This is a genomic window from uncultured Allobosea sp., from assembly GCF_945956895.1.
Classification (GTDB): Bacteria; Pseudomonadota; Alphaproteobacteria; order Rhizobiales; family Beijerinckiaceae; genus Allobosea.
In genome coordinates, this window is record NZ_CAMFJF010000042.1 from 1 (window position 1) to 12,016 (window position 12,016).

At 63.6% G+C, this 12,016-nt stretch carries 4 protein-coding genes and 2 pseudogenes; 2 read left to right on the forward strand and 4 right to left on the reverse strand.

The window, feature by feature from the left end; all coding sequences use genetic code 11:
* Positions 1–850 (reverse strand): annotated as a pseudogene (locus Q0Q02_RS17870) (DDE-type integrase/transposase/recombinase); the annotation flags it as partial.
* Between the two features lie 357 nt (positions 851–1,207).
* On the opposite strand from Q0Q02_RS17870, the pseudogene Q0Q02_RS17875 reads away from it, so the two are divergent.
* A pseudogene (locus tag Q0Q02_RS17875) lies at positions 1,208–2,361 on the forward strand (IS3 family transposase).
* 238 nt (positions 2,362–2,599) lie between these two features.
* Here Q0Q02_RS17875 and Q0Q02_RS17880 read toward each other — a convergent pair.
* The 3 genes from Q0Q02_RS17880 to Q0Q02_RS17890 form a co-directional block, all read right to left on the reverse strand.
* Positions 2,600–3,661 (reverse strand): methyltransferase, encoded by a 1,062-nt coding sequence (locus Q0Q02_RS17880; protein ID WP_293811348.1) that lies wholly within the window; start codon positions 3,659–3,661, stop codon positions 2,600–2,602.
* 537 nt (positions 3,662–4,198) lie between these two features.
* On the reverse strand, positions 4,199–5,050 hold the full coding sequence (locus Q0Q02_RS17885) for an MBL fold metallo-hydrolase (protein ID WP_293811350.1): 852 nt from the start codon (positions 5,048–5,050) through the stop codon (positions 4,199–4,201).
* Positions 5,043–7,784 (reverse strand): cyclic nucleotide-binding domain-containing protein, encoded by a 2,742-nt coding sequence (locus Q0Q02_RS17890; RefSeq protein WP_293811351.1) that lies wholly within the window; start codon positions 7,782–7,784, stop codon positions 5,043–5,045. Before Q0Q02_RS17890 ends, Q0Q02_RS17885 begins: the two co-directional genes overlap by 8 nt.
* Positions 7,785–8,701: 917 nt before the next feature.
* Here Q0Q02_RS17890 and Q0Q02_RS17895 point away from each other — a divergent pair.
* A complete protein-coding gene (locus Q0Q02_RS17895; RefSeq protein ID WP_293811353.1) occupies positions 8,702–11,998 on the forward strand; it encodes an adenylate/guanylate cyclase domain-containing protein in 3,297 nt (1,098 codons plus the stop codon).
* Positions 11,999–12,016 lie beyond the last annotated feature (18 nt).

Sequence of the window (12,016 nt, forward strand, 5' to 3'; positions counted from 1 at the left end):
TGCGCCCTCCATCGGCGTCACTATGGCCCCGGACACAAAATCCCGGACAGTCCCCGGTGTCCATCGTGATCGAGAGCCGCCAGGCCAGAGCCTTGCGACTGAACCAATCGACGACCGCCGCGAGATAGACGAAGCCCCGCGCCATCGGGATGTCGGTGATATCCATCGCCCAGGGCTGATTGGGACGCGTCACCGGCAGCTTGCGCAGCAGATAGGGGAAGATCGCGTGCCCCGGCGCCCGTTTCGACGTCCTCGGCCTGCGATAGAGCGCCTCGATCCCCATGCGTCTTATAAGTGTGGCGACGTGCAGGCGCCCGACGACATGGCCCACGGCATTCAGGAGGCCCTGCAACATGCGGCTGCCGGCGAAAGGGTATTCCAGATGCAGCGCGTCGATCCGGCGCATCAGGGCCAGATCCGCAGCCGAAACCGCGCGAGGCAGATAGTAGACACTGCCCCGGCTGATCCCCAAAACCTTCGCCTGCCGGCTGAGCGGCAGATCGTGCTGACGGTCGATCATCGCTTTGCGCTCAGAAGGCCGGCCTTCCCGAGCGCGCCGGACAAAAAATCGTTCTCAAGCGTCAGCTCCCCGATCTCAGCGCAAACGCAGTTTGTCGCTCGCATGCAGCGTCTTCACGTCGACCGCCGGGGCTGGCACTGCCGCTTTCGCCTCGCCGTCGAAGACGCCCGCTGCTCCGTCGAGAAGCTGATTGCGCCATTGCGTGATCTGGTTCGGATGAACATCGAACTGCTGTGCCAGCTCGATGATCGTCTTCTCGCCCCTGACGGCTGCAAGGGCCACCTTCGCCTTGAAGGCCGGCGTGTGGTTCCGCCGCGGTCGTCTCGTCATGGTCTCTCCTGTCGCGGCCATCATGCCGCCTTCAGGCAGAAACTCCACTTATCCGACCTGCCCAGTTTTCCCGAGCCAGCTCTCCTGGCCGCTTACTCAGGCCAACCAGCCAGCCGCAAACCACCGATAAAAATGTCGAGAAATGCCTTATCGCGAAAGGGCGTACTGGACTGTACCTTTGCGATAGTGATGCCAGGATTTGCCTCCTGATACCTTTTTACCACCTCATGAGCTTCCTCGAACCGGCCAAGATGCCCGAGGCATGCCGCGACCGCACGCAACGGAAATGAAATGTCGGTGAATAGCCCCTAGATTTGTGGACGCCTTCTTCCCTAATTTTGAGGCAAGGAGGCCCTGATGGGGCCCGGTCATTTTACGGACGATTTCAAGCGTGACGCGGTCGCGCAGATCACCGAACGGGGCTACCCCGTTGCAGAGGTGTCGAAGCGGCTCGGCGTGAGCCAGCACTCGCTCTACGCCTGGAAGCGGAAGTTCTCGAAGCCACCGGTTTCGCCCAGCGTTGACCAGGCTGCGGAGATCCGCCGCCTGAAGGCGGAGCTGGCACGCGTCACCGAGGAGCGCGACATCCTAAAAAAAGCCACCGCGTATTTCGCCAAGGATGCAAAGTGACCCGAAGGGCCGCGCGAAGCAGCGAGTTACGCGTTTGTGGCCGAGCATCGTCGCCAGTTTCCGGTGCGGGCGATGTGTCGCTGCCTGCGCATCCAGCCCAGCGGTTTCTATGCCTGGCTGAAGACCCCGTTGAGCCGGCGAGCTCGGGAGGATGCGCGCCAGATCGAGCTTCTCGACAGGGCCTGGAAGGAAAGTGGCCGGGTCTACGGCTATCGCAAGCTGCATGACGATTTGCTGGATCAGGGCGAGACCAGTTGCGCCAACCGCATCGCTCGCCTCGCAAGGCTAGCCGGGATCAAGGCCCAGATCGGTTATCGGCGCCGTCCCGGTTCTCATGGCGGCAAGCCGTCGGTCGTGGTCGACAACACCCTGGCCCGACGGTTCGATGTCGATGCGCAGGACAAGGCGTGGGTGACGGACATCACCTACATCAGGACCCAGGAAGGCTTCCCTACCTGGCCGTGGTGATCGACCTGTTCTCCCGGCGCGTCATTGGCTGGTCCCTGCAGAGCCGGCAGGTCACCGATGTCGTGCTGCAGGCGTTGCTCATGGCCGTATGGCGACGGAAGCCGAAGACCACGGTCCTGGTCCACTCGGATCAAGGCTCCCAGTTCACCAGCATGGATTGGGCAGCCTTCCTCAAGCACCACAATCTTGAGCATTCGATGAGCCGGCGCGGGAACTGCCACGACAACGCCGTGGCAGAGAGCTGCTTCAATCTGCTCAAGTGCGAGCGAATCCGCCGCAAGATCTACCGGACGCGCGAGGAGGCAAGGCAGGACGTGTTCGACTACATCGAGATGTTCTACAACCCGAGGCGCAAGCACGTCAGGAACGGGATGCTGTCACCCGTCGAGTTCGAACGACAGCACCAGATGTAGCCCGAAGGCGTCCACGAAACTCGGGGCTATTCAGTCACGCGGCGCTGGGCTACCTCTCGTCCATCGAATACGAAAGGCTGCACCATGAACCGACCTGCCATAGCCGCGAACGGTTCACGAAACCGGTCAACTCCAAGGGTCGAAACGATAGGCTGTTTATCGATTCGCACCCTTTTCCGGATCGGCTGAACGGAAGCAATGACAATCAAAGGCGCTCGCGAACCAAGCGCATCCCTGATTACGCCCCCTGCATCGCTTCGACGATGCTCACGTCGGAGTTGGTCGTGATCACCCGCGTCATGCGGAAACCGGCCTTGGCGAGGAGCTGGCGGTACTCCTCCTCCGTTCGCTCCCGGCCGCCGGGCAGCACCAGCATCACCATGTCGAGCACCTTGCCGGGATGGGGCGTGTCGCCGGCGGGCAGCACCATCTCCACCAGCAGCAACCGCCCGTCGGGCTGCATGGCCTTGCGGACATGGCCGAGGATGGTGAGGCACTGCGCCTCGCTCCAGTCGTGGATGACATGGGACAGCACATAAGCGTCGCCGCCGGCGGGAACCTTCTCGAAGAAGTCGCCGGCCTCGATTGCCACGCGCGCCTGCACACACCGTTCCGCCAGCAGGGCCGGCGCGTCGGCCACCACATGGGGCCGGTCGAACAGGATGCCGCGCGGGCCCTCGTGCCGCGCTAGGATCGTCGCGAGCAGGTTACCGGTGGCGCCTCCCACGTCGACGATGGTGCCGAAGGCCGAAAAGTCATAGGCCTCCGCGACAGCGGGCGGCTCCCGGCCATGGAAGCCGATCATCGTCTCGCTGAACAACGAGGCCTCGTCCGGATGCCGGCCGAGATAGTCGAAGACCGGCGCGCCGTGCACCTTCTCGAACGCCGTCTTGCCGGTCTGCAGCGAATAGACGATTTCGTCGAAGGCCCCCGCGAACCAGGGACTGCCGGCGGTAAGGATGGTGGCCCGCGCCGAACCGGGCGCGCCCGTCTTCAGCGCCTCCCCCAGCGCCGTCAGGGCAAAGCGCTGGCCCACCTGCTCGGCGAGAACACCCAGGCTGGCAAGGCAGCGCATGAAGCGATGGAGCGAGGGCGCATGGAGCCCGAGCGAGCCGGCCAGGTCCTCAGCACTGCGAGGGCCGGCGGCCAAATGATCGGCCAGGTCCAGCCTCGCCGCTGCGTAGACCAGACGCGAAACCCAGGCGGCCGTCGCCATCTGGATCAGGATGACATGCGGGGGAGGCTCCTGCGGGGCGGCGGCGGGCGCAAGGGTCGAAGCGGCGTGGGGCATGTCGTCCATGGTACTCTCCCGAGAGGCCGACAATGGACTGGTAGCGCAACTCTAGATATCACGGCCGGCCAACGCTGGCACGACTTCGATGAGGTTGAGGCATAGCTTCGGGGAGGCCGCCGGGTTCGCGTTCTGCTGCGGCTCCAGTGCGGCAGCAACTACGGGCGCGCACCATCGGCGCCCTTGAGGGTGAAGTCGTGATCGCGGCATCTGACCTGCGAACATCGGCTTGCGGACTGTCAGTCAAGGTCGGCTTCTGGCGGAAAGCGTTGAAAAAGCTGATCAGAGATCGGCGCTGGCGCGAAGCGGCCTTGGCGGAGCGGGGCTTCGTTCCATCATGTCGGCCTGAACTGCGGCCCGGTCGGCCTGAGTGTGGCGAGCTTGCTGGCGCGTTCGCGCATCATGCCCTCGTCATCGACGAGCGGACGCTCGATTCGGCGGCCTCGGCTTCCGCAAGCTTCACGCCTTCTGCCAAGCCCAGGCGCTGAACGGCTACGAACTGGTTGGAGACCGATCGTGCTTCACGCCACGCGAAACGTGAGCGTGTCAGGCGATGAGCACGACGACATCGTCCTGCCGCGCAAAGAAGCTCTCCGGATGACGTCGCCTCAGATCGGCCTTGCGCTGTTCGAGCGCCGCATCCGGTAGGTCCGGCGAATGATGCACGCAGGCCAGGCGCCGCGCGCCGGCCGCTTCCAGCAGGCGCAGTCCTGCCTGCCAGGTCGAATGCCCCCAACCGCGATGCGGTTCGTAATCGACCTCTTCATCCCACATGGCGTCGTAGACGATCAGATCGGCCCACTTGCAGAACGCGATGAGCTCCTGCGTCGGATCGCCGGCAGCATGTTCGTGATCCGTGAGGATCACCAGCGTTCGGCCTCCATAGCGGAACCGGAAGCCGGCCGCACAGGGAGCATGCGTTAGTGCGGTGGTCGCCAGATCGAGACCTGGAAGAGGAGGCTCGCCACCCGGCACGAAACGCGAAAAGCGAACCTTGCCGGGGGCCTGGGCGAAGCCGACCGGAAAGAAGGGCTCGCCGAACAGGTGCGACAGCTGCGCCTCGGGATCGGCTGCGGCACAGGCGGGCACATACATCGCGATCTCGCCCGCCCTCCTCCAGAGCGGCGAGAACGCGGTCAGGCCGATGACATGGTCGAGATGGAGATGGCTGAACAGCAGCGTCGCGTCCTGCTCCCCCGCAGCGTCCATGGCCTGGCCGAGCCGCCGCAACCCGGAACCGGCATCGATGATGACGCGGCGGCCGGCGACACGGATCTCGAAGCACGTCGTATCGCCGCCGAAGCGTTCATAGGAGCGGCCGGAGACCGGGATCGATCCGCGCACGCCCCAGAATCGGATACCGAAGCCGCAGTCGAGCAACCCCGCTGTTTCAGCCACGCCTCGGACCTTCATGCTCGCGCGTGGAGACGATCGCGACATTATCCTGCAAGCGCTTGACCATCAGTCGCATGACGGAGAGCGCCATGTCGGGAAACTCTTCCATCAAGGCCACGAACACCTCTTTGCGGAGCCTCAGCGCGGTCAGCTCGCTGGTAGCACGGATGGTCGCCGATCGCACCTCTCCAGTGACGACCCCCATTTCGCCGATGATCGCCGGCGCCTCGATCCGGGAAACGCGCACGGGCTTGTCCGGAGGCCCGATCAGGACATCGGCCGTGCCTGCGATCACGACATAGGCGGCATCGGATTCGGCCCCCTGCTCGAACAGCCGGTCTTCGGCGGCAAAAACGGTTCGCTCGCTGGTGAAGGCCAGCAGCTTGATGCGCGCCAGATCGAGATTGGCGAAGATCGGCACCGCCCGCAACGCACGGACATCATCCCGCTCGCTGCTCTCATCTTCGACTGGAAGTCCGCCGACTACGGCGGGCTGGCCCGGCACCGGGCGCAGCTTGGCACCATCGAAAACGACGGAAACGTCCATGGCGACATCCGCGTCGTATTCGCGCGCCACCGTGATCAGGGTCCGGCCCTTCATGTCGTCGCGAAGGCGCCTCAGGACGGCCTTGCCCTCGGTCGGGCTCAGGCTGCTCAAGGCATTGTCGAGGATCAGCAGCGAGGGACGCTTGATCAGGCAGCGTGCCAGCGCAATCTGGGTTTTGACAGCCGGAAATAGCAGGCGTCCCGCGTAGCCGGCCGGCTGCGCGAGGCCGATCCGGTAGATTTCGTGGTCAAGCCCGAACTCGACGATGGCGTCGCGGACGGCCTCGTCCACCCGCTCGCGAACGCCGGAACCCGGCTGGGTCACGCGCCCGAACAGAAGGTTCTCCCGGACCGTGGCGGCTCCCCATTCGTTGGAGTCGTAGAAGTCGATGATGCGGGCGGCGTCCTGCGACATGCGGGCGCGAAAGGCCTGGCGGGCCCGCAGAATGCGCAGTTCCATCGCCTCGTCGAGAAGGCCCAGGCGATGCAGGGGCTCGATGTAGAGAAACGACAGCCCGATGAAACTGGTGCGATCGGCATCGTCAATCTGCCCGGCCTCCGCCCGCGCCAGGCGTTCGCGATAGACGGGAAATTCTTCGGCCGCGATGAAGGAGAAATTATCGAGGAGGAGATGGTCGGGAGCCAGATCCGAGAAGATTTCCAGCATGGTCGCGGCGATGCGCTGGCCGATCAGCGCCAGATCGTCGGTCAGGGTGAGCATATCGAGGACGCGCCGCGCGAGCTCATGCTCGGCCAGCCTCGCCCCGCCGATCGCGGCATCGCTGGCAACGCCGAAAAGGATGTTCTCCCCGATCGTGGCGGTATGGATGTACTGTGTCGGATCATAAGGCTCGACCGCGGCCTGCGCCCCCCGCGCAGCCAGAACCTGGCGGATATGCGTCCGAATCTCCGTGAGACGGGCGATCAGCGCAGCGACTTCGTTCGGGTCGGGCCTGCTGGCGAGCCCGTAGCGGAACACCGCGTCGGAAAGGCCGACGACGCGCAGCACTTCAGCCAAGCGGGCCTCCGACACGCCGCCGGCATCGCCATGCATTCGGTCCGCGTCACGGCCAGGTTCCGAACCCGGACCGCGCAGGCCGTAGAGAATGTTGTCGCGCAACGTCCCATCCAGGATCGCCGGCTCCGGACCGGCATAAGCAATGCTGCGACCGCGCGCTTCCTCCGAGATCATGTCGATCGGGATATCGCCGATCTTGAGAGAACCGTCGCTCGGGGTCAGCCGACCTCCGAGAATTCGCGCGAGACAGCCGGCGCCTTCCCCGGCTCCAGACAGCACGATATGTTGGCCCAGCGGCAGGGTCAGGGCGACCCGGTCGAGCATCCGGTCTCCCGTCGCGCTGATCGCCGTCAGCCCCTGCGCAGCGATCACGCCCGCTTCCGGAAATGAAGCCCCGGCCGGCTCTGCAGACGATGCCCCGACTTCGGCGGAAGGAACGGCGAGAGCAAACTGCTCCGTGACCTGCACGAACTTGGATTCGACATCCAGACGCTGCTGATCCCAATCGATCAGCTCCTTTATGGGAGTGGGCAGATCGCGGTAGGCAGCGATCACCGCGACGAGTTGGCCGATCCCGAGACTCCCGATCAGCACCGCATAGCCGCCGATCGTGTAGAACATGAACGGCGTCATCTGCGCCATCAGGTTGTTGAGGGCCTTGACGGCGAATTTCCGTCCGTAAAGCCGGTAGCGAATGCCGAACAGCGTTTCGAGCCGCTGCGCGACCAACCCGCGCTCGAGCGCGGCAGTGCCGTGGTTCGAAACCTCGTCCAAAGTCTCGACCACCTCTCCGATCTTGCCGGCCAAGGAGCGAGAGACGATCTGGCGCTGGTTGCCTAGACGGATCTGCTCTCGCCGTAACCGGGGGATGACGAGAACCTGCGAAGAAATCATCGCGACGGCGACGAGGCCGAGCAGCACATTCTGCATCAGGATGAAGGCGAGTGCTGTCAGGGCCTGTCCGCCTAGAAAAACGGGCTGGACGAACGCATCTCCGACAAAGCCGCCGATAGGCTCGACCTCGTCCTTGATGATGGAGGCGGCCTCGGAGGGCTTCAGGCGCTGCCGTTGCTCGGGCGTCGACGAAAGCAAGGACGAGAACAAATCGAAGCGAAGGCGCTGAAGCAACCGCTCCCCAAGCGCGCCCTTTCTCATATTGATAATGTATTTCAAATAACCATTTACAATTATCAGAACAAGGAATGAAAACGAAAGTAAAAATAGATATGAAACGCGATTAACTTCAAATCCGTCAAATTTTACATGGATTCCAAATATCGAAATATCGTGGCTAAAATAAAGAAACCGCGTATAATCATTTCCACCCTGAAAAGCTTTCCCTTGCAAGGCATCTGATATTATATATTTTGGCAGATCAAGTGAAATATAATAAAATGGCAGAGATAACATTACAATAAAAATTATCCTGAGCTGCTCCTTGCGGCTATTTCGCCAAACATATGAAAATAATCGAATTGGGCCAGACATCGCCAAACCCCATTCAACGGCAATTGAACCCCAATCCAATAACCACACTGGTGGCAACGCCGGAAAAGATATCAGATCGGCATCGGCTACGCATCGATATCCTCGATGCTTCCTCAACTCAGGCGACTGCAATGCCCGCGTGGGTCATACCGTGATGCCTGACGATTTTCACCCCAAGCACGAAGGCTCGATCATTTCCGGCCCGCTTCCGCAGCGGACACGCTATTTTGCAGAATGATCTACCGCCACTGAAACGTCCAGTTTCATTATCGATGTTCGAACGGCCAAGAATTCAGCGTCAATGATTCTCACCTCGTCTAGGGAATATAAGGAGACAACTGACCTCAACCTCGCGCCGGAACGTCAACGGATGTCGACCGGTCTGGCCCATCGCCCAGCAGACCACCGGCATGCGCCCTTGCCGGACGTCGGGATGCCGCCCGGAACGGAGTGTGTGACACGCCCGCGGAATACCCTGTTGCGACGCATTTTGACCTGCCATTGGCGCGCGCCTCAGTGCTTGCGGGCGGATTGTTATCGGTTCAACCTTATGAAGGCTGTTCGGCAAGGCCAAGCCTTACGGCCTCACAGGGTCTTGGTCGATGGACTGCTTGGGCTGCGGCTTCCAGATTGAAAGCAGTTTTGCGTTCTGCCCGAACTGTGGCGCGCGCCAGCCTGTGCGATGCTCCAGCTGCGGTTATTTTTGCCCCCCGGATTTCACGTTTTGTCCGCAATGCGGAACCCGCACAGCTACGAATATCCGCAATCAAGCCCTGCCCGCACCGGACCGAACCGCTGCGTTGCATTCCCGACTGCCGCCACAGCTTCCGGAGGTCGACAGGGAGCATCCGACTGCGCAGGTGGTCGCCGATGCCGATCGCAGGACGGTCACGATCCTCTTCGCCGATCTCAGCGGCTTCACCGCCCTCAGCGAGCAGCTCGACCCCGAGGTCGTTCAGGCCCTGCAGACCAAACTGTTCAGCGAATTGACCGCGGCTGTCGAGAACTTTGGCGGTTTCGTCGACAAGTTCATCGGCGATGCACTGCTCGCCCTGTTCGGCGCACCGGTCGCGCATGAGGATGACCCGGAACGCGCGCTCCGCGCGGCACTCGACATGCTTGGCCGCACTGAACGGCTTGGCGAAAGCTCCGTCTCCGCAAGCCCGGGGTTGGTGCTTCACATCGGCATCAACACCGGGCCGGTCGTTGCCGGGGGATTGGGCGTCGGCACTGCGAAATCCTATTCGGTCACCGGCGACACGGTGAACACCGCCCAAAGGCTGCAATCACTGGCCGCCCCGGGCGAGGTGCTGGTAGGGCCGCTCACCTACCGGCTGACCCGGCATGCCTTCTCCTATGAATCGCTCGGCGATGTCGCGCTTCGTGGCAAGGCCGGCAGCGTCCTGGTGCATCGGCTGGACAGCCCGCTCGCCTCGCCGCGCGCAGCGCGCGGGCTTGAGGTGCTCGGCCTCAGCGCGCCGTTGATCGGCCGCGATGCGGAGCTCCAGCGCATGCTCGCGAACCTTGATCAGGCCTGCGCCGGCTCGGCGCAGCTTCTCCGCCTCGTCGGCGAGGCCGGGATCGGGAAATCGCGGCTGGTGAACGAGTTCATCTCCCGCATCGGCTGCGAGGAGCGCTTTCGCAACGTTGCCGTTCGGCAGGCTGTCTGCTCGTCGCTGGGCGAACAACCCTACGGCGCCATCGGCGCGGTGATGCGCAGCGCGGCCGGGGTGATGCGAAACGATGGGCCGGACGAGATGCGAGCCAAGCTCGCCGCCTTGCTGACCGAGCTTGGCATCGTGGGCGACGAGGCGGAGCCCCTGATGCCTTTGCTCTACCATGTGCTCGGCCTGGGCGACCCCAACGCGACCTTGCAGCATGTCGAGCCCGAGCAATTGCAGCGGCAGATCCTCCACGCGCTCTGCACAATCTTTGAGCGGCGCCTGGCTTTGTCGCCACTGCTGATCGTCGTCGAAGACCTGCACTGGGCTGACACGGTATCGCTCGAAGCACTGCGTTTCGTGATGAACAGACTGGAACGCTCCCGGCTGATGCTGGTTGTCACCCATCGTCCCGCCCTGGAAAACGACCCCCTGCACTCGAGCCGGTTCAGCCATACCGCACTCAGGATGTCGCCGCTCGGCGACACCGAGGGGCGTCGCCTGCTGGCGGCACTGTTCGGCGAAGACTGGGCGAGTTCCTCCGGGGCGCTCGCCGACAGGATCCTTGGCCGCGCCGGCGGCAACCCTCTGTTCATCGAGGAGATCGTGCGCGGCCTGATCGAGCTCGGCGTTCTGAAGCGCGACGGTCAGCAATGGCAGATCGTGACGGGTGAAGCGACGGTCAGTATTCCAGACACGATTCAGGCGATGTTGCTCGCCCGTGTCGACCGGCTGCAGCTGGACGTGCGGCGGATTGCGCAGGAAGCTGCGGTCATTGGCCCGCGCTTTGATGCGACGCTTCTTGAGGCGGTGACCGCCGACCCCGCCAGGCTGGAAGCGGGCCTCGAGCTGCTTTGCGATGCCGAAATCATTGAGAAGGTTGCCGGAGCAGGCTCGCTCTCATCGCACTGCTACCGCTTCACCCAGACCTTGCTGCAAGACGTGATCTATCAGAATCTCCTGATGCAACGGCGTGCCGAAATGCACGGCCAGATCGCCACTGCTTTTGAGGCCCTGTGCGGCGAGAACCCTGAGCGCCTCGAGGATCTGACCCTGCTCGGTCATCATTTCGGCCTGAGCGCGGCACGGGAAAGGGGCGCGCATTACCTGCGGGAAGCCGGCGATCGCGCCCGTATGATTTACGCCAACGACGACGCCCTGCGCTTCTACGAGCAGGCGCTTGCGGCTCTGGCCACGGCGGAACAGACCCCGCTCAAGTTGCAGCTCAGCGAGCGGATTGCCGATTTGTGCGGCCCGACCGGTCGCCGTGCGCTGGCGCATGAGCACTACAGGACGGTGTTGCGGGCATACCGCGAGAACGATGATCGCGTCGCCTCGGCGCGAATTCTCCGCAAGATCGGCCGGCTGCTCTGGGATGCCGGCAAGCGCGACAAGGCCGAGGCTCGCTACGCCGAAGCGACGGTGCTCCTCGAGGGAGCGGATGCACCGGTCGAGCAGGCGCATCTCTTGCAGGAGCGCGGCCGCCTGGCGTTTCGGACTGGCGATCACGCGCGCGCCGCAAGATGGGCCGACGAGGCGCTCGCATGCGTGCGCGCCCTGACGGGCGGCGATGCCCCCGAAATCGGGCGCGACGCAGCGCTTGCAACCGCCGAAGCACTCAACACCAAGGGTGTTGCACTGGCGCGGCTTGGGCGGAATGGCGAAGCGGTGCGGGAGGTGGAGCGAAGCATCCAGGTAGCCGAAGCCGCAGGCCTCCCGGCGGCCGCCTGCCGCGGTTACACCAACCTCAGCGTGCTCTACACGACGATCAACCCTGCGCAGGCGATGGAGGTTTGCCGGCGCGGCCTCGAGACGTCACGACGTATCGGCGATCTCGGTTTCCAGGCACGCCTCCTCACCAATCTGGCGGTGGCCTGCTGCACGTTTACGGACCGCTGCCCGACAGAGGGCATTCCGGCAGCCGAGAAGGCCGTCGAGATCGACCGCGCGCTCGACCAGCGCGAGCACCTGCCGGTGCCGCTGATCGTGCTCGGGCAGATCCACCAGTGCCAGGAGCGCCCCGAACTGGCGGCGCGGTTCTACAGCGAAGCGCTCGAAGTGGCCCGTGAAACAGGCGAGCCGCAGCTGCTCTTTCCGTGCTACGATGGCCTCGCGACGCTCAATCTCGACCTCGACAATCTGCCGGAGGCCGAGCGTTACTTTTCCCTGGCGCAGGATGTGTGCGCCCAGCACGGGCTCGACCCGGAAGCGCTCGTGATACTGCCTTTTCTCGACTGACCGGGGAGGAGGTCGGAT